This window comes from Klebsiella sp. X13, assembly GCF_003323835.1.
GTDB lineage: Bacteria > Pseudomonadota > Gammaproteobacteria > Enterobacterales > Enterobacteriaceae > Klebsiella > Klebsiella ornithinolytica.
Genome location: NZ_CP030874.1, coordinates 2826253 through 2851858, shown reverse-complemented (window position 1 = coordinate 2851858; position 25606 = coordinate 2826253). Strand labels below are relative to the sequence as shown.

Here is a 25606-nt window from a genome sequence, read left to right as displayed (position 1 = left end):
CAGTGGCCGCGGCAGATTCTAATAATGCAGGCATGTTAATTAATACGAGCCTGCGAAATGTCTTATCGAATCAGTATCCTGGATAAAAGTCCGCTGGCGGCGGGAGAAACGGCCGCTCAGGCGCTGACGCGTACATTAACGTTGGCGCAACAGGCGGAAGCCTGGGGCTATCACCGCTTCTGGATTGCCGAGCACCACAACACCGATCAATTAGCCAGCCCGTCGCCGGAAGTGGTGATTGCCTGGATCCTTGGCCAGACCCGGCAGATTCGCGTCGGATCCGGCGGCGTCATGCTGCAACACTACAGCCCGTACAAAGTGGCGGAAAACTTCAACCTGTTGGCCTCGATAGCGCCTGGCCGCGTCGATCTTGGCGTCGGAAAAGCGCCGGGCGGCCTGCCGCTGGCAACGCGGGCGCTGCAGCAGGGGATTGATCCGGCGGAGAAGGGGACTTTTGCCGATAGCCTCGCCCAGCTGGATAACTGGCTGTCGCTCACCGATGCCGCAGGGGAAGAGAACCTGCGCGCCACGCCAATCCCGCCGCGTCGCGCCGACGGCTTCCTGCTCGGCGCCAGCCTGGAGAGTGTTCAGCTCGCCGCCCGGCTGGACTGGAATTTCGTTTTCGCCGCCCACCTTAACGGCGACAAAACGCTGCTGCGCGAGGTGTTAACCCGCTGGCGGGCGCTGAGTCGCCGCGACGCCATCATCGCTATCCAGGTCATTGTCGCTGAAGAGAGCGCCACGGCGATTGAACTGGCGAAGCAGATTGAAATCTGGGGCGTCGAACTGGAAAACGGCCAGCGGGTGACGGTAGGTAGCGAAGCGCAGGCGGCCGCCTTTGCCCGTCAGGCCGGAAGTCCGCCGGTGCGCATCGCCCGCCGCGAGGCCTCGCTGCTGGCGGGAACCGCAGACGAAGTAAAAGCGCAGCTCGACGCCCTGCATGCCGCCTGGCATATTGACGAATTTATCATCGACACGCCGATCGCCGAGGGGCAGGCGCGCCTCGACTCACTCCGCCTGCTGGCTCAGGCCCATCTTGGCGCGGAGGTGTTGCCATGAGCTTTGAACAACAGCTGATTAGCTGGCGGCGCGAGCTGCATCAGTATCCGGAACTTTCGTTGCAGGAGGTGGCGACGACGGCGCGCATCCGCGACTGGCTTGAGAGCGGCGGCCTGCGGGTGCTGCCCTACGCGCTGAAAACCGGCCTGGTCGTCGAAGTGGGCCGCGGCGAGAAGATTATCGCCCTGCGTGCAGATATCGATGCGCTGCCGATCGCTGAGACCACCGGCCTGCCGTATCGCTCGCAAAACGAGGGGGTGATGCACGCCTGCGGCCATGATATTCACACCAGCGTGATGCTGGGGGCGGCGCTGCTGCTGAAAGAACGCGAAGCGACGCTCCCGGGACGAGTACGGATTCTGTTCCAGCCGGCGGAAGAGAATTTTGGCGGGGCGAAAACCCTGATTCGCGCCGGGGCGCTGGAGGGCGTCTCGGCGATCTTCGGTATGCATAATGAACCCGGCCTGCCGCTGGGCGAGTTCGCCACCCGCGGCGGGGCGTTCTACGCCAACGTCGATCGTTTCGTCTTTAAGGTCACCGGCAAAGGGGCGCATGCCGCCCGACCGCACGAAGGCAAAGATGCGATTTTGCTGGCCAGCCAGCTGGTCACCGTCCTGCAGAGCGTGGCCAGCCGCGAGGTGAATACCCTCGATTCGGTGGTCCTGAGCGTAACGCGGATCCAGGGGGGCAATACCTGGAACGTGCTGCCGGAAAGCGTGGAGCTGGAAGGTACCCTGCGTACCCACAGCAGCGAGGTACAGCAGCGGGTCAAGGCGCGGGTCAGCGATATTGCCGCCGGTTTCGCCAGTGCTTTTGGCGCCCAGATAGATGTGTTCTGGTACGCCGGTCCCACGGCGTTGGTCAATGACCCGCGCTGGGCGGAATTTGCCAGCGACGTTGCCGCTCGCTCCGGCTACCGCACCCGCCATGCGGATCTGCATATGGGCGGCGAGGATTTCGCCGTCTATCTACAGCATATTCCCGGCGCGTTTGTCAGTATCGGCAGCGCCAGCGAATTTGGTCTTCACCACCCGGCCTACAATCCGGATGACAACTTAATTGCCCCGGCGGCCCGCTATTTTGCGGCGCTGGCGGAGCAGGCTTTAGGCCAGATCTGACGCCTGAGCGTTCGGGCTTCTGTTTTTATTTTCGGCAAGGAAAGGGGTTGCTATGTCTGAAAAACGACAATTGCGTCTGGGCACAATATTACACGGCGCATCGGGAAATATGTCCGCCTGGCGTCATCCGGCCGCGCAGGCGGATGCCAGTATTAATTTTGAGTTCGTTAAGCAGACGGCCTTAAAAGCCGAAGAGGGCAAGCTGGACTTTTTATTTGTTGCCGATGGTTTATATATTAATGAGAAATCTATCCCGCATTTTTTAAACCGTTTTGAACCGCTGACCGTGCTCTCGACGCTGGCGGCGGTCACCCGCAATCTCGGGCTGGTGGGCACCTTATCGACCTCCTACAGCGAGCCTTTTACCACCGCGAGGCAGTTTGCCAGCCTTGACCATCTGAGCCAGGGACGCGCGGGCTGGAACGTGGTGACCTCGCCGCTGGAAGGATCGGCAAAAAACTTTTCGCGCGCGCAGCATCCTGACCACGCGCTGCGCTACCGTATTGCCGATGAATATTTGCGGGTGGTGAAAGGATTATGGGATTCCTGGGAACAAGATGCCTTCGTCCGTAATAAAGCTACCGGACAGTTCTTCGATAAAAATAAGCTGCATACCCTCGACCATCGCGGTGATTTTTTCCAGGTTGCCGGCCCGCTCAATATTTCCCGTACGCCGCAGGGGCGACCGATTATTTTTCAGGCCGGGGCCTCCGATGACGGTAAAAAGCTGGCGGCCCGCCATGCCGATGCCATTTTTACCCATCAGGCGTCACTGGCGGAAGCGCAGGCATTTTATCGAGATGTGAAGCATCAGCTGGCGGCCTGCGGTCGTCAGGATAACCAACTACATATCTTCCAGGGCGTCAGCGTGATTGTTGGTGACGATGCCGACGACGTCGAACAGCAATACCAGACGACCGCCGCGCTGGTATCGATTGAGGATGCCCTCAACTACCTCGGACGCTATTTCGAACATCATGACTTTGCGCAGTATCCGCTGGATGAACCGTTCCCCGATATTGGCGACCTCGGGAAAAACAGCTTCCGCAGCACCACCGATGAAATTAAGCGCAATGCGCGCGAACGCGGACTGACCCTGCGCCAGGTCGCGCTGGAAGCAGCCAGCCCGCGCCCGCTTTTCGCCGGTACGCCGCAGGAGGTCGCCGACGGTTTACAGCTCTGGTTTGAACAGCGAGGGGCCGACGGTTTTATCATTCAGGGCGGCACGCCGGATACCTTCCCGCGCTTTGTCGATCGGGTGGTGCCGATTTTGCAAGCGCGCGGGCTGTTCCGTCGGGAGTATCCGGGAACGACGTTGCGCGAAAGCCTGGGGCTGACGCAGCCGGTTAATCAATTCCAACAACAATAACAACAGAGAACGCTCGCTATGCAGAAAAAGTCACTTTTACTGGCCCTTGCGCTGGGTTTCAGCGCGCCATTATGGGCGCAGGACGTCAATATCAACGGTACCGGCGTAAGCGTGGAGGCCAATAAAGCGCCGGTGCACACGGCCAAAAATCCGCAGGCGATCGCCCGGCTGCCGGCGAATTATCACCTTGCGGTACCGGGTAAATTTACCGTGGCGGTCGCGGCGCTGAACTCGCCGCCACTGACCGTCTTCTCGGACGACAACAAGACCCTGCTCGGCAGCGAAGTCGATATCGCCCGCCTGGTCGCCGACAGCCTGGGGCTGGAGCTGAACGTCGTGCCGACCTCCTGGGAGGACTGGCCGCTGGGCGTCTCCTCCGGCAAATATGATGCCGCGATCAGCAATATTACCGTCACCAAAGAGCGCAAAGAGAAGTTCGACTTTGCCACCTATCGTAAGGACTCGCTGGGTTTCTACGTCAAGAGTACCAGCCCGCTGAGTAAAATTGACCAGGCGGAAGACATTGCCGGGCTGCGGATTATCGTCGGCTCCGGCACTAACCAGGAAGCCATTCTGCTGGCGTGGAATGCGGAAAACCTGAAAAAGGGGCTGAAGCCCTTTACGCCGGTCTACACCAAGGATGATGCCGCCCAGACGCTGGCCATTCAGTCCGGTCGCGCCGACGCCTTTTTTGGCCCGAACGTGATCGGCGCCTGGAAGGCCGCGCTGACCGGGAAGACCAAACTGGTGGGCAGCGTGGACGGCGGTTGGCCGAAAGCGGCGCACATTGCAGTTACGCTGAAAAAAGGCAGCGGGTTGGTTGAGGCCGTGCAGACGGCGTTAAACGGCGCCATTCAGAACGGTGACTATGGCAAAGTGCTTACCCGCTGGGGGGAAAGCGTGGAGAGCATCCCGCAATCCGAAATTAACCCGGCCGGGCTGGGCGATTAACAGGAGGCAATATGAGTGCAGCATTTCGCGATATCTCACCTGAAGCGCCGGAACTCCAGCCGATTATTCACGGCCTGTTCGCCGAATACGCGTCGCGCTATGGCGACTATTTTTCTCGCGATGCGGAGGTTGAGCTGACCGAGTGGTATCTGCCGCCGCAGGGGCTGTTTATCGTCCTTGAACGTGAAGGCGAAATTATCGCCACCGGCGCCTATAAGCCGAAGGACAGTCATACGGCGGAAATCAAACGCATCTGGACCCATTCGGCCCTGCGCCAGCAGGGGCTGGCGGCGAAAGTGGTACAGGAGCTGGAGCGGCGGGCGGTTTTGGCAGGTTACAGCCATATCTACCTGACGACCGGCTTTCGCCAGCCGGAAGCGGTCAGGCTCTATCTGAGTCAGGGGTACGACGCGCAGTTTGACCTGGCACGCAACCCGGAAGAGTACAGCCAGCCGCCATTTGACGGACGGTTACGGTTCACCAAAGCGCTGGCAGTAAGCGTTTTAAGCCGCAGCGCCTGAGGAGAGAACATGAACAGATCGGAAACGATTAAAGTGATCCCGGCGCGCTATCCGCTGCGCGCCGTTGGCGCGGTGGTGGCGCTGCTGGTGCTGGCGGTCGTCGTGCAGTCGGTAGCCTTTAACCCGCGCTGGGAGTGGGCGGTTTTCGCCCGCTGGTTCTTTGACCCGGTCATTCTTGAAGGGCTGGGACAAACGCTGCTGCTGACGCTGCTGGGTACCGTCCTGAGCGTGATTTTTGGCGGACTGCTGGCGCTGGCCAGGCTCTCTTCCTCGTGGCTGCTGAGCAGCCTGGCCTGGGGCTATATCTGGCTGTTTCGATCGCTGCCGCTGATTGTGGTGCTGATCATCCTCTACAACTTCTCTTATCTGTATGACACGCTATCGCTCGGTATTCCGTTTACCGGGATCAGCTGGGGGAGTTATCAGACCATCAATGTGCTGGGGCAGTTCTCCACCGCGGTCGTGGGGCTGACGCTGGTGCAGAGCGCCTATACCGCGGAGATCATTCGCGGCGGTTTCCTCGGCGTTGACCACGGTCAGTATGAGGCGGCTGCGGCGCTGGGGCTGCCGGCGTGGCGGCGTACGCTGCGTATTATTCTGCCTCAGGCGCTGCGCACGATTTTACCCTCTGGTTTCAATGAGATTATCAGCCTCGCCAAAGGGACCGCGATGGTTTATGTGCTGGCGATGCCCGAGCTGTTTTACACCATCCAGATGATTTACAACCGAACCCAGGAGGTGATCCCGCTGTTGATGGTGGGGGCCGTCTGGTATCTGGCTATCACCAGCGTCCTGTCGCTGATTCAATATCTGGTGGAACGCGCCCTGGCGCGCAGCGAACGCCGTTCGGCGGTCAACTCGCCGCGCCGGGCGCGCGCAGATGAATCCTCTCGCCAGCCGCAGAAACCGCAGGAGGCCATTCATGCCCAACTCTCATAACGGCCATATTTCGATTACCGGCGTCAGTAAGTATTTTGGCCGCCATAAAGCGCTGGATGATGTCTCGCTGGAAATTGCGCCCGGCACGGTGACGGTGATCCTCGGGCCATCCGGTTCGGGGAAATCAACCCTGCTGCGTGCCATAAACCATCTTGAGCGAGTGGATGAAGGGTTTATTCAGATTGATGGCGACTACATTGGCTATCGGCGCCAGGGCGATAAGCTCTATGAGCTGAAGGAGAGAGAGATTCTGCGCCAGCGCGTTAACGTCGGCTACGTCTTTCAGAACTTCAACCTGTTCCCGCATCTGACGGTGCTGGAAAACCTGATTGAAGCGCCGATTGCCCACCGGCAGGCGAGCCGCAAAGAGGCCATCGCGCGCGCTTATGAGCTGCTGGACGTGGTGGGGCTGCGCCACAAGGCCGAGGCCTGGTCGCGCCATCTCTCCGGCGGCCAGCAGCAGCGTATTGCCATCGCCAGGGCGCTGGCCCTCAAGCCGCGAGTGCTGCTGTTCGATGAACCGACATCGGCGCTGGATCCGGAGCTGGTGGGCGAAGTGCTCGATGTGATTAAAAAGCTGGCCCGCTCCGGTACCACGCTGGTGGTGGTGACGCATGAGATTGGTTTTGCCCGCGAAGTGGCCGATCAGGTGGTGTTTATGGTCGAGGGGAAAATTATTGAGCAGGGCAGCAGCGATGCGGTGCTCAATCATCCGCAGCATCAGCGTACGCGGCAATTTTTATCAAAGGTGCTGGCATGAAAAAAAGGATAGTCGCCCTGGCGCTGGGCGCCCTCTCTGCGGGAGCGCAGGCGGAAATCGATCTCCAGGCGAATGAACGGCCGCTGCCGGTAACGGTGGACAACGCCGCGATCGCCAGGATCCCGGCCAGCTATCGCTTTGTTGAACCCGGTACGCTGACGGTGGCGATTTCAGCGCTTAATTCCCCGCCGCTGGCGCTGCTGGCCAGCGACAACCGGACGCGGATCGGTAGCGACCCGGATATTGCCCGCCTGCTGGCCGGCAGTTTAGGCCTCAAGCTGAAACTGGTGCCGACGGCATGGGAAGACTGGCCGCTGGGGATCACCTCCGGGCGCTATGACGTGGCGCTGGTCAATATCGCCGTCACCGAACCGCGCAAAGAGAAGTTCGATTTCGCCACCTATCGCGTCGATTCGCTGGCATTTTCGGTTAAATCCACCAGCGCCATCGACAAAATCAGCGGTGCGGCGGATCTCTCCGGGCGGAAGGTGATCGTCGGATCCGGCACGAATCAGGAGCGCATTTTGCTGGGCTGGAACGGGGAAAATGAAGCGGCGGGACGTCAACCGGCTTTGCCGATCTATTTGACCGATGACGCCTCCGGCAACCTCTATATTCAGTCAGGGCGCGCCGACGTCTTTTTTGGCCCGCAGTCCACGGCAGCCTATAAAGCGGCGCTGACCGGAGCAACCAAAGTGGTTGGGCTGGGGCCGAAAAAGGCCTGGGTCGCCACCACCACCAAAAAGGGCAATGGCCTGGTGTATGCGTTGCAGGCGGCGCTCGATGGCGCCATTGCGCGCGGAGAGTACCAGCAGGTGCTGGCGCGCTGGGGCGAACAGGGAGAGGCGGTGACACAATCGCAGGTGAATCCGCCGGGCATTACCTACTAAAAAAACCGCTGTTTCGCCGGAGTACGGGGCGAAACAGCGGGGGATTATTATTGATAGCGACTTTCATCGCGGTGTTCAGCAATCGGCAAAGATGATGTCAATGTCACTTTATGCGTTGTGTGGCGGATTTAACTTTCGGCAACGTATTTAATATGATAACTGCACCATCATTTTCAGCTCGCCGGTTTTTAATTCCAAAGATAAATATGATGATGACGATTTTGATTTTTATCAAAATCCGTATATTTTTCGTGTGGTTAATATTTTCACTCCGCGGTTCTGCTGGGACCATCTCTTTACATCAATAATCATCAAGGGATTGAAGTGAATATATTATCAGAAGTTATTATACCCTTATCGGGCGTGGTGTTTCCTGCTGTTGTCGCATTCATTCGCGCTGTTTATAATCGCTGGGGAGAAGGCAGGAAGCTTCATCGTGACAGTCAGTTTGATAAAGTGAATGTGGAAAAGCGCCTGGCAACGTTTCGCCGTATTAAACAATTGAAAAATAAAAACGATCTTACCCCGTTTGATTTACTGGCTATCAAGGCGTTATATGAAGGTATCGGCATAAGATATCCGGTGACCATCAGCCATAAAATTCTCGAGTATATTGCCAGCAACAATATCGATTTCAATGAGCCAACCCTGAATAGCTTTCTTCGGATGTCGAGGCTGCTGAATGTTACGGATTCAGGCGTGACGCAACCGTCCAGTAAAAGGAAAAAGGCGCGCCGGGAGATAGTTATTTTCGGCGGGCTGATGATTGCCGCTATCATATACGGATTCTTTATGTCGGTGCCCGACGTGGTAGCCGAAATGTCAGGCGCGGCCGCGGTAGCCTGTTTTGTCGTTTTATTTCTTGTTTACCTGGCGATGTTTATTCTGATTGTCAGTGCCGTGGTTAACAGCTTATATGACATTCAGTGTGCCAAAAAATTCTGGAAGACATTTTCACCCTTTCTCAATCGTCAGCCATGAATATTGCTTGCAACGCCGCGAGTATTCTGCGGATAAACGGTAAGGTATGAGGTATTGAAAAGCAGGGCGTCGCTACGCTAAACGTAGCGCTACCGGTCAAAGATCATCGCGGATAACGCCTGTTCTGTAGCATCTTGCGCCGTACTGCTGGCCGGATCTCCAGCATGTCAGCCCGATTTTGTGTCTAAACTTAAGCTTTATCGTGGAGGCAGATGATGATTACTGTCTATGGCGTTCCCGGCTGGGGATCGGCGATCGGTGAGCTGATGCTGACCCTCGCCAACATTCCTTACCATTTCGTTAACGTAGCAGGCTTCGACCAGCCGGGGCCGCAGCGCGATAGCCTGATGCAGATAAACCCGCTGTGTCAGGTTCCCACTTTGCGACTGGCGGACGGCAGCGTGATGACCGAAACCGCCGCGATGGCTCTGATGATCCTCGATAGCCGTCCGGATCTGGCGCCGGCGCCGGGCACAGCGCAGCGCCATCAGTTTCAGCGTCTGTTGATCTGGCTGGTGGCCAATGTTTATCCCACCTTTACCTACGCCGATTATCCGCAGCGCTGGGCCGCCGATGCGGCGGAGCAACTGCGGCAAAACTGCATCCGCTATCGTCAATCGCTGTACCTGTGGCTGGAGCAGCAGCTGGCGGCGGCGCCTTATGCGCTGGGGGCGGAGATAACCCTGCTGGATTGTTATATTGCGACGATGTGCCGCTGGGGTCCGCGGCGGGAGTGGTTTTCCGCCCATACGCCGAAGTTTGTCGCCGTGGCTGACAAAGTCTGTCAGCACCCGGACCTGCAGCAGGTACTGCGTGACAACGAGTTGATTTAAAGCACAAAAGGCCAACCGACTGACTACCGCTATGCTAGTTTATCGCTCTCACAATAAGGAGCCTGCTATGCCGCATGTTGATATTAAATGTTTTCCCCGCGAACTGACCGATGATCAAAAAAGCGCCCTGGCCGCCGACATTACCGAGGTGCTGATCCGCCATCTGAACAGTAAAGACGGGGCGGTGAGCGTCGCCCTCAATCTGGTTGAGCAAAGCGACTGGCAAAAAGTCTGGGACAGCGAAATCGCCCCGCAGATGGAGCAACTGATTAAGAAGCCGGGTTACAGCATGTAATGGCGAACCTTTCCCGGACAGTGATTGCCGCACTTGTCCGGGCTACCTGTCAGCAGGCCGCTGCCAGGCCCGTCGCCGTGGCGGTCTGTTGTCACGGAGTACGGTTTTAAAAGAGTGCGGATGTTGTCGCCCGGGCGATGCTGTGCAGGGTCCGGGCGACCTGTTTTCTGCAGATCATCATCCGCAGCAGCGGCCACGGTTTTGCCGATTAGAACCAAATCTCCGACTGGATGCCGAAGTTCCAGTTCCCCCCGGCGGTAAAGCCTTTGCTGCCAAAATCATCGTTGATAGCGTAGTGGTCCAGCGCTTTGTCCCAGTTCATCCACGTTACGAAGAACCGAATTTCCGGGCGAGCCTTGATATCAAACACATCGCCGACCTTAAACGTCGGCGCAAAGGTCAGCTTATAGAAATCGCCGCTCACCGCCTGATACTGGTACAGATTGTCGTTATAGCGGTAGCTACGCCCGTCAGGATTCAGGTCCATATACTGCCATGACGCTTCGTACAGCAGAGCGAAGTTACGGGTCAGCGCCTGCGAGACGCGCAGGTTGAAGGTCGCCCAGTCGTAGCGGTCGCCGTCGCGGTAGCGGTTTTCACTATGCTGGGCAATCACCGATGGCGCCAGCTGCCAGTTTTTCCCCAGCGGTAAAATGCCGTACGAGGCAAAACGTAACGATTTGGCGTTCTCGGTGAGGTCGCCATCGCTACCGGGCTGCCGCGCCTCGGCGCCCAGTCCGCTGCCGTACTGCAGAGCACTTTCCGATACTCCCGGTGCCAGACCGTAGAACCGCTCTTTGTCGTGATACGCGAGCATCGCGTAATAGCCATTTTTCGCCGTATTGTCGCTGCGCAGAGCATAGCTGCCGGTGGTGGAGGTATTATCTTTCAGCGAATCATTGCCCTGGGCGGTCATCGCGGTGGTCATCAGCTGCCATTTTTGCCAGAAGTGGTTTGCCGTGAACATCAGGTTCTGAATGTCGTTATCTGCGTAGTTATCGCTTCCCAGGTCGCCAAAATTACGCGCATAGAGCGAATAATCGCCGCGCAGGCTGTCGCCCCAGTTGACGTCGTAGATCCCGCCGCCGGTGCCGCCAAGGAACATGATATCGCTGTCGGTAAAGTGGATATCAAAGTTATCGCGGTCAAAGCGTTTACCCGCCCAGATCGACGCGTGCTTAAACGGTCCGGAGAAGTCGGCGAAGTTTCCCATCTCGACGTACAGCTGGCGCACGTTCAGATGATGGCTGTCGTTATCCTGTACCCACGGGTCCGGGTTGGTCGCACCATCGGCCAGCATCGTTTTGAAGCGTGCCCACGACCCGTCGCTGAAGGTCATCTTCTTGCCAAAGCTTAGCTCGACGTAGTTATCCTTTTCATTGCCAAGACGGCCAACGTGGGCATCACCGTTGAGCGAACTGGCCGGAGAGATCCCCGGGCCGCCGCGTGCGCCTTTGCCGTGGCTGTCAACCAGCATCCCGGCGCGGGCATAGGCATTGAACTCAAACCCGTCGCTTAGGCTGCTCTTCGCCAGCTGCTTATCGGTCGCCTGCTGTTTTTGTTCGGCCACCGCGGTTCTTTGGCTCAGGGTCTGTATCTGTTTTTCCGCTGCCGCCGCACGTTGCTCGGCGGCGGTGGTCCGTTGTTCCGCCTGTTGCACCCGGCGGTTTGCTTCTCCTGCCTCACGTTCGGCATGGTTCAGGCGAGCTTCCAGCTGCGCCAGCCTTTGTTCGACAGAAAGCGGCGTGGCATCGGCGGCGAAGGCCGAAAAAAGGGCGCAGCAAACCGCTGCGCTTATCACAGAGATGCGCATATCAATCCTTATTTATTCCAGAGGTAGAACGGTGCAGGGGCGCCTTAGATGGCGTGTTTTTCTCCTGAAGCCACCGACGGATCGGGCGGCGCGCGGCGGCCTGCATCGAGGTCGGCGCGAATCTGTTCGTAATGATCGTCAAGGCGATAGAAGCGCCCGATCCACAGCATTGAGGCAACGATCAGCAGCGCCGGGATGTAGAGATAACAGGCTTTAATCGCCAACATTGCGCTGTCGCTCTGTACCTGGTTAGCGATATAGCCGCCGGAAGAGAGCAGCACGCCGGTGATCGCACCCGCGCCGGCCATCGCCACTTTCCCCAAAAAACCGTTGATGGAGGTTAAAATCCCCGCCGTATTGATACCGGTTTTCCACACGCCGTAATCCACGGGATCCGCCTGCATGGAGAAGTAAATGGCCGTTCGCTGACCGGCGCCGAGGGACAGTACCACCGCCCCGGCAATCAGCCCCCAGCTGTTAGCGCCGGCCGCCATCATCATGCCCATACCCATGAGGTTAATCGCGCTCGCCCACAGATAAACGTGGCGCTTTTTCATCCGGCTGGCGAGCAGCGGAACGGTGAGAGTGCCCAGCAGCGGGACAAACGTGGAGATCCCGGCAACGATCGCCGTCAGATCGTTATTGCCAACGTAGTAGTGGAAGAAATAGACCAGCGCCCCGGTCTGGAAGAAGAACGCCCCCCACATCAGGAAAATGTTCACCGCGAAGACCAACCAGGGACGATTGGCGCGCAGGCTGACCCACGCACGTTTTAAGGTCATCCGTTCTTCGGTGATGCGGATGTTTTCTTTGACGTTACGGAAGCTCACCAGCAGGAAGAAGGTGGCAATCACGCCGAAAACCACCGCGGTATAGAAGAAACCATCGGCCTGGCTACCGTTGCCCAGCGCCCCGACCAGCGGTAGGGTAGCGACCGCGACAATCGTTGCCCCAAGTGAGCCCAGCAGAATACGCACCGCCGATAGCGTGGTGCGCTCCCGCGAGTCGTTGGTCAGAAACGGTAGCATCGCGCAAAATGGAATATTGACCAGGGTGTAGAGAAACGACAGACACAGGTAGGTCACAAAGGCGTAGAGCAGCTTACCGGTGGTGCCAAAATCGGGCACGTAGAAGGCCAGAATACAGAGCACACCGAAGGGTACTGCGCCAATCAGCAGGTACGGACGGCAGCGCCCCCAGCGGGTGGCGGTATTATCGATCACCAGCCCCATCAGTACGTCAGCGACGCCATCAACCAGACGGGTGACGAGGAACATCAGGCCGACATAGTAGGCGGGAAGGCCCATCACATCGGTATAAAAGAACATCAGATATAAAGAGATCATCTGCCACACGAGGTTGCAGGAGAGGTCGGCGATGCCATAGCCAATGCGCTGCCGCCATCGGGTAAAGAATGTTTCTGCCATAAAATGCACTCGCTTATTGTTGTTGTTAAAGTCCGTACTGGCGAATAAACCAGGCCGGGGTACAGCTCCACGCATGGCAATAGCTGTTGATCAGTTTGCTGCCATAAGGGGAAAACTCAGGATCCGCCGGGTCAAAAATTTCCCAGAAGGTATCGGCGCCGTAGTTGATCATCGCGCCCCAGTAGGCCTTGATTTCGGCAATGGCTTCTTCACGGAGCCCGCACTGCAGCAGGGCGGCGATATAGTGATGGCGCAAATAGGGGGTATTCATGGCGATGGCCGGCGGATGGCGTCGCAGGTTATGCATGATCTCCCGACGCTGCCCGGCGCTACCGACTTCCGCCAACACCAGCCAGATCTGCGAGGCCCAGGAGACCTGGCGCTGTGCGCCGCTGACGTAAAATCCCTGCTTCTCATCCCACAGTCTCTCCTGTACCGCTGCGCAGAGCTGCTGCAAACGGGCGCGGTAGTCCGGCACCCGCTCAGGCTCAAAGCGCTCGGCCAGCCGGATGGCGCGGCGCAGGCAATAGATCAGCACGCCCTGAGCCGCGGCTTGTTTATTCAATGATGCCTGCCAGTCGATAAAGACCCACCAGTCATCGCTATCGCGCACCAGGCCAGACGCTTCGCAGCGGGCCAGGGCGAGGTCGATTTGTCGACGCGCCGTCGGCCAGAGTTCGCGAGCGGTTTTGTCATCTTCGGTACTGTGCAGATAGTTATAGAGAATGTCGGCAAAAAAAAGAGAGTAATCAAAGAGAAAGGTATCATCAGCCAGCACGTCCGGCTGGACGAAAACGTTGGCTGACACCATCCCGTCTTCCCGGGTATGACCGGCAAACAGGTACAGACAGCGGCGGACCAGATCGTGGTGCGCGAAGGTAACATCATTGACCAACGCCTGCAGGCGTAAATCCCCGAGCCACAGGCGGCGGTCACGTTTCGGACCATCTTCAAACACCTCCTGCATACAGTTCTTCAGAGTCAGGACGGCAACCCGGTCAATAGCCTGAAGCTGCGGATCGGTGGTCACCGCCGGCGGGCAGGTTTGCGTTGCTGACGTCACGGCATTGACCTGGATCTGGTTGAGACGCAGGCGGAATTTCTCCGACACCGCCTTAACCTCCACTTTCAGGTAGCGAAAGCAGTAGCGGCGTGGCAGGTCGACGGCGGCGGGCAACACGTCAAGCCACAGGTCCTGCTGCTGCAACCAGCTGCTGCTGAGCCAGCCCTGATAATCGCTGAAGGGTTCGCACACTTCGCACAGGGTTTCGCCGAAGGTCAATTGCAAATGGGCCGGGGCGTCGGGGGGGCTGCCGGCGCTCAGACAGGTGAAGTGCAGATAGCCGACGATGTGGCTGCCGAAATCGATGATCGCACTGTCACCGCTGGTCAGTTCACGCCGGGAAAAGTCCGCTAAGGTGCCTACTTCATCCCCGCGCCAGCCGAACAGGGCCTCGGGGTCGGCATGGGCTTGTATCACCGCCATCGGCTGGCGCGACTGGCTGCGCAGTACGGGTCTGAGCGCTTCGGCGGTACGTAAAAAATGCGGGTGGCGGGTCATCGCGACCTGCGCGTTGCGTTGAATGGCCTGTGACATACTGCGTCCTCTGAGTTGATTTTCACGCAGCATAAGATGTCGACGCCCGCCACAACCACTCTGGCAATGCCAATCCTGTTATGAAAATGGCACTGATAGTGGGGTAGGACGGTTGGCGATCACAATTCTATAAATCTTGTACGTGGCAGCCAGTAAAATGCATTATCGTGCCACTGCCCGAATGCCGTTTTGGATATTGTTAACGATGATATTAACCGTTGAGTATTATTTCGCCGATCCGCAGGATAAACTGGGGATGTACGCCAGCGATCCGGAAGATAACAGTCATGAACACAGCCACGAGTTTGCTGAACTGGTGATAGTGGACGAGGGGCACGGCTTACATATTATTAACGGCCGGCCATTATATATTCAGCAGGGCGACGTTTTTTATGTTCAGCCTGGGGATGTACATTATTATGATGAGCTTGGAACACTGAAATTAATTAATGTATTGATTAACCCCGAGGTTGAATTTCATTATTTACAGCATCTCGATTCGCTATTGCAGACCTTCTCTTCCCGGCAGGCCTCCTGCTACGGCTGGCTGGCGCCAGATGCCCGCCATATCTGCAAGGAACTGGTGGGGAAAATATTTTCAGCGGATGGCCAGCGGGGGGAAAACAGGGCGCTGCGGGAAGCCGCATTTTTCCAGCTGGTGACGACCATAATGTATGCGGAAACCGAAGCGGAATATAGCAATACCAAATATAAACTGCATAAGCTGCTGACCTGGTTACAGGAGCACTGTTTTGAAGACCATAACTGGCAACAGCTGGCCGAAAAATTTCATCTGACGTCACGTACTGCTTTTCGCCATATAAAAGAAGCCACCGGGATGACGCCGGATAATTATTTAAAACGCCTGCGTTTAGTCTCAGCGCGAGTAAAGCTCCGGGAAACGGATATGACGATTACCGATGTGGCTTATTTGTGTGGATTTGCCAACAGTAACCACTTCACGACCCTGTACAAAAAGGTTTTTGGGGTGACCCCCAGCGAAGACAGGCGTCGTTTGCTGCGCTGAGGGAGCTACTATTTCAAGGCGACATTTTGTGCCTTCGCCCACTTGCGCAGGCGGGCGCAGGCGTTGGCATAAGGCGACGAGGTGTTGAGTGAAATCATCCGCCCCAGAGTCCATTTCCCATACCACGGCCGACCGTAAAGCGAATCATTATCCTGGGCTTCGATGCAGGCGATAAGCCGCCGTTTAGCCTGATGCAGAGAATCGAGCAGAGCCGGGTAGTCCTGCGCGGGGTAATCGAGGTAGAACTTTTGCGCCAGCAGCCCAAGCTGGTTCCATTGAAAACCGGTTTCCGGGAAGTCGATGGGCTGCTGCGCTTCATCGTGAGCCAGCCATTTGAGAACCAGTTCATTCCATCCCAGCAGATAACAGACCAGATCGCGAACGCTCATTTCGGTGTTCTGTGCATGACCGGGAAGGGTCTTTTGCTCCGTCATCTCCGGGGGAATATGCGTCAAATAGCCGGCTAGTTTAGCGTAGTTTTTATTGATGGCTTGCAGGAGTTGCGCCTGGGTTTGCGGTACGCTCATAGCGAGTTCCTTTCGATGGGATGAGTTGGTTATACGGTATGTTTGCGCAGAACGACGCAGGGGGCGACCGTGCTCAACAATCGGCGCCGTTTGTCGCCCGGGCAGGGCGCCTGCGTCGCTCATCAGATTAAATTTCGCCTCGCGCGCTGGCAAATGCGCAAGGTGGCGGGAGACGGGTTGTCTGCCAGCCATTGCGCGCAGAGCGACTGTACCCACTCCGCTCTCTCTTTACCCGCGTCATTCAGCCAGTTGGCCACAGAATCCTGGACATATCTCGACGGATCAGCACGCAGTGGGGAAAGTATTGCCAGCGCCCGCTGGGGCTGTTGTTTCAGCTCAGCGATATGCGCGCACCAGACGCCGCGCGGGCGCAGGGACTCGCAGGCAAAACGGCGAATGTACTGCGATGCGCAACAGGTCCAGGGGGTGAGCAGGGCGATAGTAAGATCCAGATCGTGCGCCAGATGCGGACGCAGCGCCAGCCACGCCCATTCGCGAACACCAAAATGACTATCGTCGGCCAGGGGATAGATAGCGTGTAAGCGCGCATCGAGCGTTAAATCCGGCGCGGCGCCGAGCATAAAACAGGCCCAGCCGCGCACGGTATCCGACGAATGAGCCGCACAGCGGTCGAATCCACTCTCCCCGAGTTCGCTCAGCAACAGACGAGCAATACCTGCCATTCGTTTAACAATACCCTGCGCAGCCAATCCCTCTGCGGCCTGGTGGGAAACCGGCGACAGCTCTGGAAAGACCGAGCGCAGCAGAACGGCCTGATCGATGGCCAGGATTTCCGTCAGGTTGGCACCTGGCAACTCTCCCCGCGAAAGCCGGTGCAAAATGTCGTCAGGGATATCCGCGACGCGGGTTGCGCCTTTACGTTGTTGTTCAACCGGCATGGGCATCTCCTTTTCCTGCCTGGGTACCGGCGGCAACTTTCGCCAGCAGTTCAGACAGCTGGGTGCGTTCTTGCGCCGAGAGAGGGCTGAACAAACCGGCGATCCAGCGGCTGTGTCGGGCAAAAACGCGGGCGATAAGCTGCTTCCCCTCAGAGGTTAATGCGATACGCATGGCCCGGCCATCAAGGGGATCGGCGTGGCGTTCAATCAGCCGGTCGCGTTCGAGACCGTTCAGCAATCCGGTAATGGTTGCCCGGGTGACGCCGGCTTTTTCCGCCAGTACGTTGGGGGCCAGACCGTCAGGCGCGCCATCGAGTATAAACAACAGAACAAAGCGCCCCTCGGACAATCCCCATGGCGCCAGCAGCAGCGCACAATCGCGATCAATCGCAGCGGCCAGCGAGAGGGTCTGAAAACAGAGACGGATCGTATCGACATCGGCAAGCTGAAGACGCCGGGCCTCCTGCAATAACGAAAGATATTTCTGTTCAAGCTCCATCGCGGCCTCTGCAATATAGTATGGCGCCTAACTATATGGGTGAGTTTATCGATAATCAAATGTCAACGCGCGTTTTGTGAACATCAGCATAAAAGATGATAAATCGGGCCTGGACAGCGTGCCGGTATTTTGCCGGGTGGCGGCTGACGCCTTACCCGGCCTACAGGGGGACACGGGTGATAGCAGAATAGCCTGACCGGCGAGGGAGGGGATGTTATGCGCCGATCGTGTAGGCCGTGCCAGCGAAGCGCCGCCGGGCAATTCCCCGGAGCGCATATGCGGCCAGCAAGCCAGGCAGGCGAGCCAGTAAATACGGGGTTGCGGATGTGATAGCAGGCGAGGGAGTGGATGTCATGCGCCGATCGTGTAGGCCCGTGCCAGCGAAGCGCCGCCGGGCAATTTCCACGAAGCGTATATGCGGCAAGCAAGCCAGGCAGTAAATACGGGGTTGCGGATGTGATAGCAGAATAGCCTGACTGGCGAGGGCGTGGATGTCATGCGCCGATCGTGTAGGCCCGTGCCAGCGAAGCGCCGCCGGGCAATTCCCCGAAGCGCATATGCGGCCAGCAAGCCAGGCAGGCGAGCCAGTAAATACGGGGTTGCGGATGTGGTAGCGGAATAGCCTGACCGGCGAGGGAGGGGATGTTATGCGCCGATCGTGTAGGCCCGTGCCAGCGAAGCGCCGGCGGGCAATTCCCCGAAGCGCATATGCGGCCAGCAAGCCAGGCAGGCCGGTAAACCCTGCCTGCGCCGGCGAATGGGGTTACTCTTCCGGAGTATTGGCGCGCACGTGGCGGCCGCTGGCGACAAAGTTTCCGGTGCCGAGATGATGCAGCGTATTGATCTTATCGTCGTCGAACTGCCAGCGTCCGGTGACGAAAGCGCGCTCATCGGCGGCGGCGGAAACCACCTCGCCAAACAGCGTGTCGTACTGCTCCTGAGCTGCCGTTGGCGGCAACAGTCGGCACTCCATCCACGCCAGGCACTTCTCTTCAATCAGCGGTAATCCCAGCTCCGGCCCCTGCACCACGGGGATGCCGTAAGCGTTAAATTTATCCTCATCACGTCCACTGATGCTGCCGACCGCGTAGGTCCAGCTGGCAGCTTCTACGCCGGGGACCACGATGCCGAAGGTACCGTTGCGCTCAATGATCTCCCTTGTCCAGGCACTTTTATCCACCACGATGGCGAGTCGCGGCGGGGCAAATTCCACCGGCATCGACCACGCGGCGGCCATGACGTTACGGCGTTGAGAAGCGGCATCGTAACTGGTTATCAGAATGGTCGGGCCATGATTGAGCAGGCGACTGGCGTACTGGAGTTCCACGTGGCGAAAACGGCTCATAAGCGTTCCTTGGTAAATGGGTCTGATGCCAGACAACACGTTAATCCGCAATGAAAATGTAATCAATATGTCATGCGGGCTCCCTATAGTCGGCACCACTAAATCCCAAAGAGGATAACAATATGTTAGCTCTCCTGTCTTTATCACAGGTGAGTGCGGCCCGCCGGCTGTTGACGGCGGGCGGAGCAACGCTTTCCCGACGGGGAGGACGATAATGCGCGCGCTTACCGGCATCAAACTCGACGGCGTTTCGTTCGCCTTCGGCACTCATACTGTCCTGAATCAAATAGACCTGCATATCGATGCGGGTAGCATCGTGGCGCTGCTGGGGCCGTCTGGCTGCGGCAAAAGTACCCTGTTGCGCCTGTTGGCGGGGCTCAGCGTTCCGGCAGCAGGCGAGATACGCTTTGGCGATCGTCTGGTGGCGAAACCCGGCTGGGGTATGGCGCCGGAGCAGCGTGACATCGGCATGGTTTTTCAGGACTACGCCCTGTGGCCGCATATGACGGCGGCGCAGAATGTCGCCTTTCCACTGCGGATGCGCGGCGTAGCGCGCGCAGCGCGACAACAGCGGGTTAATGATGCGCTGGCGATGGTTGGCCTCAACGGCTTTGCCGATCGTAAACCCTCCGGTCTTTCCGGCGGTCAGCAGCAGCGCGTCGCGCTGGCTCGCGCCATCGTTGCCGAACCTCGCGTGCTGTTGTTTGACGAACCGCTCTCCAACCTCGATAGCGAACTGCGCGAATCGCTGTGTGTCGAGATGAGCCGTCTGCTGCGTCAGCTGGGGATCACCGCGGTATATGTCACTCACGACCGCCGCGAAGCCGAACTGCTGGCCGACCGAATTGTTCATTTATCTGCCGGCACTATTGCCGCCGTTCGCACCATCACTTCATCCTCCGGGGAACTCGCATGAAAACCGTTATGACCGTTAAGAAAGGAGCTGTGCTCGCGATGTTGTTGTCTGCCACCATGATGTCCAGCGCCCACGCGCTGACCGTATATACCGCCGGGCCGGGTTCGCTGGCGAAAAGTCTCGCCAGCGGCTATGAAAAGAAAACCGGGGTGAAGGTCAATATTTTCCAGGCCACGACCGGTAAGGTGATGGCGCGTCTCGACGCGGAGCAGGCCAATCCGCAGGCGGATGTGCTGATCTCCGCCTCCTGGGATACCGCGGAAGATTTGCATCAACGCGGCTGGCTGCTGCCGTATCAAAGCGCCAATGCCGATAAGGTCCCGGCGAACCTGAAATCTGCGGATTACGTTGCGCAGGGGATATCGGCACTGGGGATCGTCTGGAACAGCAAAAGCGGCACCCCGGAGCCGAAAGAGTGGCGCGACCTGACCGAAGCGGCGTTTAAAGATAAGGTCACGACGCCAGATCCGGCGCTCTCCGGCGCATCGCTGGATTTGCTGATCGGGTTGCAGAATGGCATGGGCGACAAGGCCTGGGCATTGTTCGACGAACTGAAAAAGAACGGCATGGTGGTCAGCGGGCCGAACGCTCAGGCGGTGACGCCGGTCATGCAGGGGGCGAAAGCGGCGGTGTTCGGCGCGGTGGACTATGTCTCTTACGGTAATATCGACCAGGGGGAATCCCTGAAAGTGATTTTCCCCGCCAGCGGCACGGTGATTGCCCCGCGGCCGATGATGATCCTTAAAACCACGGCGCATGCTGACGATGCCAAAGCCTTCGTTGACTATGTCCTGTCGCCGGAAGGCCAGGCGCTGGTCGCCGGCGCGTGGCTGATGCCCGCACGTAGCGATATCCCGGCTAAACGTCCGCTGCTTAATGAACTGAAAATTCTGCCGACCACCAGCGATGGCAGCAGCGAACGCAGTACGGTACTTTCCCGCTTCAATACCCTTTTCGCGCAGTAATTTGCCTTTCTCCCGGGGGGCGGTTGACGCCTGACCCGGGAGACGGGGCCGTATTCCCAGGACTCTACCGTGAAACAGAAACTGATTTCCGGCGTCACTCTGACGGTGCTGCTGGTGCTGGTGGCGTTACCGCTTTTATTCATCGTCTTACAGGCGATTTTCCCCCATTTCAGCGCCGGTTCCCTGAGCGGAGCGCTGACGGGCGTACCGATGCTGTTCGCCGATCCTCAGCTCCTGCCGATGCTCGGCGGCACCCTGTGGGTGGCCTGCGGCGTCGCGCTGATGAGCGTGGTTATCGGCCTGCCGCTGGGGGTGCTGCGCGGCCTGTTTAATGTTCCGCTGCCGCGCCTGTGGGATCTGCTGTTCCTGATCCCGTTCCTCACGCCGCCATATATCGCGGCGCTGTCGTGGATGCTGGTGCTGCAAAGCAACGGCTATCTGCAACAGCTCACCGGCTGGGATCTGAACGATCTGCTGTTCAGCCGCGGCGGGATCGTGCTGGTGATGACCTTTAATATCTTCCCGGTGGTCTATTTTGCCGTTTCCCGCAGCCTGCTGGCGAGCGGTCAGCGGCTGGCGATCGTCGCGCGCGTTCACGGCGCCAGCGCCTGGCGAGCCTTCTGGCATATTACGCTGCCGATGCTTTCCCCGGCGCTGGCGGCGGGGATGCTGCTGGCGTTTACCCTGGCAATTGAGGAGTTTGGCGTCCCGGCGGCGTTAGGATCGCGGGCCGGTCTGGTGATGCTCACCGTCGGTATTGAGAAAAAACTGGCTGACTGGCCCATCGATCTGCCGGGCGCGTCGCTACTGTCGCTGCTGCTGATTGGCGTCGCGCTGCTGGCCTGGTGGCTGCAAAAGCGGTTGGTGGGGGATACCGAGGTCACCAGCGTGACCGGCAAGCCGGGGGAAAACAGCGGGGCGGAACTGGGGTGGCTGGCGCTGCCCGCTGTTCTGCTGATGCTGGGTATCGCAGGCGTCGCCGTGGTGCTGCCGGGCGCGGCGATGGTCCTGACCGGCCTGATGGGGACCTTATCAGGCGGCATTCATGCCGATAATTTTACTTTCCGCCATTTTGCCGCGCTGTTTGCCAGGCAGGGGGATGCGCTGTCGGCGCTGGGAACCAGTCTGTCGCTGGCGCTGGCGTCGGCGCTGATCGTCGGCCTGGTGGGGCTGATTGTCGCATGGCTGGTGCTGGTGCAGAAAATCAAAGGCCGTGGCATCGTCGATGCGCTGTCGCTGATGCCGGCGGCGCTGCCGGGGGTGGTCGTGGGCGTCGGGCTGATTCTGCTGTGGAACCAGCCGTTCTGGCCGGTTTCGCCCTATAACAGCGGATGGATGCTGCTATTGTCATACTGTTGCCTGCTGCTGCCGTGGCCGGTGCGCTATGTTGGCAGCGCTCTGCGCCAGCTGGGAAATAATCTCGAACCGGCGGCACGGGTCCACGGCGCATCGCCGCTGCAGGCGCTGCGGCTGATTGTGCTGCCGCTGGTCTTTCCGGCGCTGCTGGCGGCGATGCTGATGGTGTTTGCCGTCGCTTCGCGTGAACTGGTGACATCGCTGCTGTTGGCTCCGGCGGGGACGCAAACCGTGTCCGTGTTTATCTGGCGTCAGTTTGAGCAAGGGTCGATCGGCCAGGGCATGGCCATGGCTTCGCTGACGCTGTTGACCGGCCTGGCGTTGATGCTCGGCGCGCTGGCCTTGATGCAACGCGGCGCGCGCGGTTAAGGGTGACCGCACAAAATATGCAGTCGGCCGGGGAAAATAGGCTATAAATGTCGAACACCGATTGCTGGAGGCATTGATGAGTCGATTTTTAAGCGCTTATTTTTCTCGTCTGGGCTGGACGGGAACCCCTGATGTATCGCTTAACACCTTGCGCGAACTGCATATTCACCACAATGGCGCGATCCCGTTTGAAAATCTGGATGTTCTGCTGCCCAGAGAGATCCATCTTGACGATCGGACGCTGGAAGAGAAGCTGATTAACGGCCGTCGCGGCGGTTACTGCTTCGAGCAAAATGGGCTGCTGGAGCGGGTACTTCGCGAGCTGGGTTTTAACGTCCGTAGTCTGCTGGGGCGCGTGGTGCTGGCCAATCCGTCGCAGATGCCGCCGCGAACCCATCGCCTGCTGCTGGTTGAGGTCGACGGTGAGCGCTGGATCGCCGATGTCGGCTTCGGCGGCCAGACCCTGACCGCGCCTGTCCGGCTGCTGGCGGATGCGGAACAGTCAACCCCGCACGGTGTCTACCGACTGATTTGCGAAGGGGATGAGTGGACGTTACAGTACAGCCATCACGGCCACTGGCAGTCGATGTACGTTTTCGACCTCGGGCGCCAGTATGCCGCTGACTATGTCATGGGGAATTTCTGGTCGGCGCACTGGCCGCAATCGCATTTCCGCCACCATCTGCTGATGTGTCGTCATTTGCCGGACGGCGGGAAAATGACGTTAACTAACTTCCACTTTACCCATTGGGATAATGCCCATGTGGTGGAGAAGATCGATTTACCGGATGTTCCTGCGCTGTATGAGGCGCTGCAAACCCGCTTCGGTCTTGGCGTCGATGATGCCAAATATGGCTTTACTGAAGGTGAGCTCGCAGCGGTCATGGCGGCGTTTGATACCCATCCTGAGGCGGGGAAGTAGGGGCGACGCTGTCCAGACAGAAGGGGCGGTCGGCCGTGCAGGCGGACCGCATCTATCGCATCGCCAGACCCGCAAGGTGAAAGGTCGCATCTGAAATCCTCCCCGGTTTTTTTTCAGGGCGTCGTCCTGGCGAAAACAGAGTATAGCGACCGCCTTTTCTCGGCCATAAACCGGGGAACTGCGGCATTTGTCCTGTCACTTTCGGCGATGTTAACCCGCAAGAGACGTGCTTCCAGCGTCACCCGTTGTTCACCAGCATCCCCCCGGGGCCGCGGTCTGCTAATGCCGGCCGCGAGCGGTATCTGGCACCTGCTCTTTACCCGAGAGTCATGCTTCGCGATGACCCAACGTGGTGGCGCTGCGTCTCCTGTAGCGTCAGCCGCCGGGAAGCATCCTCAGCAACCGGGTCGGCTTCCGGCTCCTGACTGGTCACAGCTTCTGTTATTGCAGCGTTGCTTAGCGCGGCGGAGGAATATCCGTCAGGCTGAACATTTTCCCGCTGCCGAATGACCAGTCTTCCGGCTCGGTAAAGCCGATCACCACCATCACCTCATGCGGGCTGATGCCCAGCGACTGCTCAAGTCGCGTCACTAAATCCTGATAAAAACGCTGCTTTTGCAGATGGCTGCGTGGCTTACCGGCGGTTATCTGAAACAGCAGGAAATCATCGCTGCGTCCGGCTTCAGCCCTACAGAGATAGTGCGGGTTAACTATCCGCTGCCCTGGGCTGTAGCAGTCAAAAAGCTGAAAGCAGTCGCCGGCCGGGACCGAAAAATGATCTTCAAGCGCCTGCTGCAAATCGATAGAGATTTGAGCGTGCCATTGCGCGAAACGCTGCGCAGAAATGGCGATGCGGGTTATGGGCATGCGCGTCTCCTCATTCGGTATCAAGCTGGCTAAACACATTGAGTGCTGAAACCGCCGCTGGCCATCCGGCGTAAAACGACAGGTGGGTAAAAAGCTCGGTGATTTCGCTCTCCGTTACGCCGTTTTCCCGGGCGAATGTCAGGTGCCAGGCAAGCTGTTCAGGACGATACATTGCGACCAGCGCGCTGAGAGTGATGAGGCTTCTGTCACGCGGTGACAGCGCGGGGCGTTGCCAGATATCGCCAAACAGGATCTCTTCACTCAGTGATGCCAGCTTTGGCGCCAGCGCTGCCAGGGTTTCCCGGGTCAGATTAACTTTGTCCATTTGCAACCTCATAGGTGGGATGTCACGGAGACGATATCCGGTTATGATGGTTTCGATAATCATATAATTTGTGAGTAATAATCCTGAAAAACGGGATGATTAATGATGACCAGACGACCACTGACCTTTGATGCCGACGCGCTACGCGCTTTCGTGACCGGAATGGAACTCGGCAGTTTTGCCCTTGCCGCCGAACGCCTGGGGCGTTCAACGTCGGCGATCAGCGCTCAGCTTAAAAAGCTTGAGCAGCAGAGCGGCACGGCGCTGGTACAAAAGGCCGGGCGTCATCTGGCGTTGACGGCGGAAGGGGAAATTATGCTGAGCTACGCGCGGCGAATGCTTAGCCTGAATGACGAGGCCTGGGCCGCGCTGCAGGCCAGAGGGGTAAGCGGCGAGGTTCGTCTCGGACTGCAGGAGGACTTTGGCGAGGTGTTACTGCCGGCGGTCCTCGGGCAATTTTCCCGGGCTTGTCCCGAGGTGGAGATTGCGGTTACCGTCACGCGGAATGCGCCGCTGCGCGAGGCGATGATGCGCCAGGAGCTCGATCTGGCCCTGAGCTGGGAAGGGCGCGACGCACCGGTTTTTGATCATCTGCTGGGGAGACTGCCGCTGCAGTGGATCGCGGCGGCGGCGTTCGATGTTGCCCGTTATCTCGACAGCAACCAGCCGCTGCCGCTGCTGGCCTTTGAAGCGCCGTGCGTCATGCGCACCGCCGCCACCGCGGCGTTAGATAAAGCCGGAATCCCCTGGCGTATTGCCTTTACCAGTCGCAGTCTGAACGGAATCTGGGCTGCCGCATCTGCAGGACTGGGGGTGGCGCTACGCACAACGATAGGCATGCCTGCTACGCTGCAGATCGTTGATTGCGCAAAATTGCCCGCGGCGGGTGACATTGGGGTGGGATTATATGGCGATGAAAATCGACTTACCGGGCCGGCGAAACTGCTGCTGCACACTATTACCGCCTGTTTTGCGCTGCATATGCCGCCGACGGATAATTGCGCTTTGCGCTGAAATCCGCTTGTTCATCTGTTTG

General features: G+C 58.5%; 24 protein-coding genes and 1 pseudogene. 16 read left to right on the top strand and 9 right to left on the bottom strand.

From position 1 onward, the window contains the following. The first annotated feature begins 57 nt into the window (after window positions 1–57). The 10 genes and pseudogenes from DSD31_RS13585 (at window position 58) to pptA (ending at window position 9716) form a co-directional block, all read left to right on the top strand. Window positions 58–1059: an MsnO8 family LLM class oxidoreductase gene (locus DSD31_RS13585; RefSeq protein WP_015584404.1), complete on the top strand. Its 1002-nt coding sequence runs from the start codon at window positions 58–60 to the stop codon at window positions 1057–1059. After that, the gene (locus tag DSD31_RS13580; protein ID WP_065906479.1) at window positions 1056–2177 is read left to right on the top strand and encodes a M20 peptidase aminoacylase family protein; all 1122 of its coding nucleotides are present in this window, start codon (window positions 1056–1058) and stop codon (window positions 2175–2177) included. The genes DSD31_RS13585 and DSD31_RS13580 overlap by 4 nt, the downstream gene beginning before the upstream one ends. A 52-nt stretch (window positions 2178–2229) precedes the next feature. Further along, a pseudogene (locus DSD31_RS26195) lies at window positions 2230–4497 on the top strand (NtaA/DmoA family FMN-dependent monooxygenase). 11 nt (window positions 4498–4508) lie between these two features. Beyond that, a complete protein-coding gene (locus DSD31_RS13565; RefSeq protein WP_004861630.1) occupies window positions 4509–5018 on the top strand; it encodes a GNAT family N-acetyltransferase in 510 nt (169 codons plus the stop codon). A gap of 9 nt (window positions 5019–5027) precedes the next feature. Continuing rightward, window positions 5028–5957 carry an amino acid ABC transporter permease gene (locus DSD31_RS13560; RefSeq protein ID WP_004861632.1) on the top strand — a complete coding sequence of 310 codons (930 nt, stop codon included), beginning with the start codon at window positions 5028–5030 and terminating at the stop codon, window positions 5955–5957. Further along, a complete protein-coding gene (locus tag DSD31_RS13555) occupies window positions 5941–6717 on the top strand; it encodes an amino acid ABC transporter ATP-binding protein (protein WP_004861634.1) in 777 nt (258 codons plus the stop codon). The genes DSD31_RS13560 and DSD31_RS13555 overlap by 17 nt, the downstream gene beginning before the upstream one ends. Next, window positions 6714–7607 carry a transporter substrate-binding domain-containing protein gene (locus tag DSD31_RS13550; RefSeq protein WP_015584401.1) on the top strand — a complete coding sequence of 298 codons (894 nt, stop codon included), beginning with the start codon at window positions 6714–6716 and terminating at the stop codon, window positions 7605–7607. The genes DSD31_RS13555 and DSD31_RS13550 overlap by 4 nt, the downstream gene beginning before the upstream one ends. A gap of 324 nt (window positions 7608–7931) precedes the next feature. Beyond that, window positions 7932–8588, top strand: a complete 657-nt coding sequence (locus DSD31_RS13540) for a hypothetical protein (RefSeq protein WP_064357084.1) — start codon at window positions 7932–7934, stop codon at window positions 8586–8588. A 215-nt stretch (window positions 8589–8803) separates the two neighbouring features. After that, window positions 8804–9421, top strand: a complete 618-nt coding sequence (locus DSD31_RS13535; RefSeq protein ID WP_004861641.1) for a glutathione S-transferase family protein — start codon at window positions 8804–8806, stop codon at window positions 9419–9421. Window positions 9422–9488: 67 nt separating this feature from the next. Further along, a complete protein-coding gene (gene pptA, locus DSD31_RS13530) occupies window positions 9489–9716 on the top strand; it encodes a tautomerase PptA (protein ID WP_004861642.1) in 228 nt (75 codons plus the stop codon). 208 nt (window positions 9717–9924) lie between these two features. On the opposite strand, the gene DSD31_RS13525 is transcribed toward pptA, so the two are convergent. From DSD31_RS13525 to DSD31_RS13515, 3 genes are read right to left on the bottom strand one after another with little or no spacing between them, the layout of a single operon-like run. Beyond that, complete coding sequence (locus tag DSD31_RS13525; protein ID WP_032717399.1) at window positions 9925–11529, bottom strand: carbohydrate porin; 1605 nt, start codon at window positions 11527–11529, stop codon at window positions 9925–9927. Window positions 11530–11573: 44 nt separating this feature from the next. Further along, complete coding sequence (locus DSD31_RS13520) at window positions 11574–12956, bottom strand: MFS transporter (protein WP_032699948.1); 1383 nt, start codon at window positions 12954–12956, stop codon at window positions 11574–11576. Window positions 12957–12981: 25 nt separating this feature from the next. Continuing rightward, window positions 12982–14553: an alpha-L-rhamnosidase-related protein gene (locus DSD31_RS13515; protein WP_044351475.1), complete on the bottom strand. Its 1572-nt coding sequence runs from the start codon at window positions 14551–14553 to the stop codon at window positions 12982–12984. 205 nt (window positions 14554–14758) lie between these two features. Between DSD31_RS13515 and DSD31_RS13510 the strand changes: the two genes are divergently transcribed. Beyond that, window positions 14759–15580, top strand: a complete 822-nt coding sequence (locus DSD31_RS13510; protein ID WP_004861650.1) for a helix-turn-helix domain-containing protein — start codon at window positions 14759–14761, stop codon at window positions 15578–15580. 8 nt (window positions 15581–15588) lie between these two features. On the opposite strand, the gene DSD31_RS13505 is transcribed toward DSD31_RS13510, so the two are convergent. The 4 genes from DSD31_RS13505 to DSD31_RS13490 form a co-directional block, all read right to left on the bottom strand. Further along, the gene (locus DSD31_RS13505) at window positions 15589–16107 is read right to left on the bottom strand and encodes a ClbS/DfsB family four-helix bundle protein (protein WP_004861652.1); all 519 of its coding nucleotides are present in this window, start codon (window positions 16105–16107) and stop codon (window positions 15589–15591) included. A 122-nt stretch (window positions 16108–16229) separates the two neighbouring features. Then, window positions 16230–17006 (bottom strand): DNA alkylation repair protein, encoded by a 777-nt coding sequence (locus tag DSD31_RS13500; protein WP_004861654.1) that lies wholly within the window; start codon window positions 17004–17006, stop codon window positions 16230–16232. After that, on the bottom strand, window positions 16996–17505 hold the full coding sequence (locus tag DSD31_RS13495) for a MarR family winged helix-turn-helix transcriptional regulator (RefSeq protein ID WP_004861657.1): 510 nt from the start codon (window positions 17503–17505) through the stop codon (window positions 16996–16998). Before DSD31_RS13495 ends, DSD31_RS13500 begins: the two co-directional genes overlap by 11 nt. Window positions 17506–18268: 763 nt before the next feature. Further along, window positions 18269–18850 (bottom strand): flavin reductase family protein, encoded by a 582-nt coding sequence (locus DSD31_RS13490; RefSeq protein WP_004861659.1) that lies wholly within the window; start codon window positions 18848–18850, stop codon window positions 18269–18271. Window positions 18851–19061: 211 nt separating this feature from the next. On the opposite strand from DSD31_RS13490, the gene DSD31_RS13485 reads away from it, so the two are divergent. The 4 genes from DSD31_RS13485 (at window position 19062) to nhoA (ending at window position 23378) form a co-directional block, all read left to right on the top strand. Then, complete coding sequence (locus DSD31_RS13485; protein WP_162098180.1) at window positions 19062–19766, top strand: ABC transporter ATP-binding protein; 705 nt, start codon at window positions 19062–19064, stop codon at window positions 19764–19766. Continuing rightward, window positions 19763–20731 (top strand): ABC transporter substrate-binding protein, encoded by a 969-nt coding sequence (locus DSD31_RS13480; protein WP_004861664.1) that lies wholly within the window; start codon window positions 19763–19765, stop codon window positions 20729–20731. Before DSD31_RS13485 ends, DSD31_RS13480 begins: the two co-directional genes overlap by 4 nt. A 69-nt stretch (window positions 20732–20800) precedes the next feature. Further along, window positions 20801–22456, top strand: coding sequence for an ABC transporter permease (locus tag DSD31_RS13475; protein WP_004861666.1), 1656 nt, complete (start codon window positions 20801–20803; stop codon window positions 22454–22456). Between the two features lie 76 nt (window positions 22457–22532). Beyond that, on the top strand, window positions 22533–23378 hold the full coding sequence (gene nhoA, locus DSD31_RS13470; RefSeq protein ID WP_004861668.1) for an N-hydroxyarylamine O-acetyltransferase: 846 nt from the start codon (window positions 22533–22535) through the stop codon (window positions 23376–23378). A 456-nt stretch (window positions 23379–23834) separates the two neighbouring features. Here nhoA and DSD31_RS13465 read toward each other — a convergent pair whose 3' ends face one another. Together DSD31_RS13465 and DSD31_RS13460 are read right to left on the bottom strand one after the other, a co-directional pair. Then, a complete protein-coding gene (locus DSD31_RS13465) occupies window positions 23835–24245 on the bottom strand; it encodes a tautomerase family protein (RefSeq protein WP_015584395.1) in 411 nt (136 codons plus the stop codon). Between the two features lie 10 nt (window positions 24246–24255). Continuing rightward, window positions 24256–24570 carry a carboxymuconolactone decarboxylase family protein gene (locus DSD31_RS13460; protein ID WP_004861674.1) on the bottom strand — a complete coding sequence of 105 codons (315 nt, stop codon included), beginning with the start codon at window positions 24568–24570 and terminating at the stop codon, window positions 24256–24258. 105 nt (window positions 24571–24675) lie between these two features. Between DSD31_RS13460 and DSD31_RS13455 the strand changes: the two genes are divergently transcribed. After that, the gene (locus DSD31_RS13455) at window positions 24676–25584 is read left to right on the top strand and encodes a LysR substrate-binding domain-containing protein (RefSeq protein ID WP_015584394.1); all 909 of its coding nucleotides are present in this window, start codon (window positions 24676–24678) and stop codon (window positions 25582–25584) included. Window positions 25585–25606 lie beyond the last annotated feature (22 nt).

Excerpts from the sequence above, each read along its gene's own strand:
- DSD31_RS13490 (WP_004861659.1), bottom strand. The coding sequence starts at position 18,850 with ATGAGCCGTTTTCGCCACGTGGAACTCCAGTACGCCAGTCGCCTGCTC.
- DSD31_RS13535 (WP_004861641.1), top strand. The coding sequence starts at position 8,804 with ATGATTACTGTCTATGGCGTTCCCGGCTGGGGATCGGCGATCGGTGAG.
- pptA (WP_004861642.1), top strand. The coding sequence starts at position 9,489 with ATGCCGCATGTTGATATTAAATGTTTTCCCCGCGAACTGACCGATGAT.
- DSD31_RS13580 (WP_065906479.1), top strand. The coding sequence starts at position 1,056 with ATGAGCTTTGAACAACAGCTGATTAGCTGGCGGCGCGAGCTGCATCAG.
- DSD31_RS13465 (WP_015584395.1), bottom strand. The coding sequence starts at position 24,245 with ATGCCCATAACCCGCATCGCCATTTCTGCGCAGCGTTTCGCGCAATGG.
- DSD31_RS13460 (WP_004861674.1), bottom strand. The coding sequence starts at position 24,570 with ATGGACAAAGTTAATCTGACCCGGGAAACCCTGGCAGCGCTGGCGCCA.
- DSD31_RS13565 (WP_004861630.1), top strand. The coding sequence starts at position 4,509 with ATGAGTGCAGCATTTCGCGATATCTCACCTGAAGCGCCGGAACTCCAG.
- DSD31_RS13480 (WP_004861664.1), top strand. The coding sequence starts at position 19,763 with ATGAAAACCGTTATGACCGTTAAGAAAGGAGCTGTGCTCGCGATGTTG.
- DSD31_RS13455 (WP_015584394.1), top strand. The coding sequence starts at position 24,676 with ATGACCAGACGACCACTGACCTTTGATGCCGACGCGCTACGCGCTTTC.
- DSD31_RS13560 (WP_004861632.1), top strand. The coding sequence starts at position 5,028 with ATGAACAGATCGGAAACGATTAAAGTGATCCCGGCGCGCTATCCGCTG.
- DSD31_RS13500 (WP_004861654.1), bottom strand. The coding sequence starts at position 17,006 with ATGCCGGTTGAACAACAACGTAAAGGCGCAACCCGCGTCGCGGATATC.
- DSD31_RS13515 (WP_044351475.1), bottom strand. The coding sequence starts at position 14,553 with ATGTCACAGGCCATTCAACGCAACGCGCAGGTCGCGATGACCCGCCAC.
- DSD31_RS13525 (WP_032717399.1), bottom strand. The coding sequence starts at position 11,529 with ATGCGCATCTCTGTGATAAGCGCAGCGGTTTGCTGCGCCCTTTTTTCG.
- DSD31_RS13505 (WP_004861652.1), bottom strand. The coding sequence starts at position 16,107 with ATGAGCGTACCGCAAACCCAGGCGCAACTCCTGCAAGCCATCAATAAA.
- DSD31_RS13550 (WP_015584401.1), top strand. The coding sequence starts at position 6,714 with ATGAAAAAAAGGATAGTCGCCCTGGCGCTGGGCGCCCTCTCTGCGGGA.
- DSD31_RS13495 (WP_004861657.1), bottom strand. The coding sequence starts at position 17,505 with ATGGAGCTTGAACAGAAATATCTTTCGTTATTGCAGGAGGCCCGGCGT.
- DSD31_RS13520 (WP_032699948.1), bottom strand. The coding sequence starts at position 12,956 with ATGGCAGAAACATTCTTTACCCGATGGCGGCAGCGCATTGGCTATGGC.
- nhoA (WP_004861668.1), top strand. The coding sequence starts at position 22,533 with ATGAGTCGATTTTTAAGCGCTTATTTTTCTCGTCTGGGCTGGACGGGA.
- DSD31_RS13585 (WP_015584404.1), top strand. The coding sequence starts at position 58 with ATGTCTTATCGAATCAGTATCCTGGATAAAAGTCCGCTGGCGGCGGGA.
- DSD31_RS13555 (WP_004861634.1), top strand. The coding sequence starts at position 5,941 with ATGCCCAACTCTCATAACGGCCATATTTCGATTACCGGCGTCAGTAAG.
- DSD31_RS13510 (WP_004861650.1), top strand. The coding sequence starts at position 14,759 with ATGATATTAACCGTTGAGTATTATTTCGCCGATCCGCAGGATAAACTG.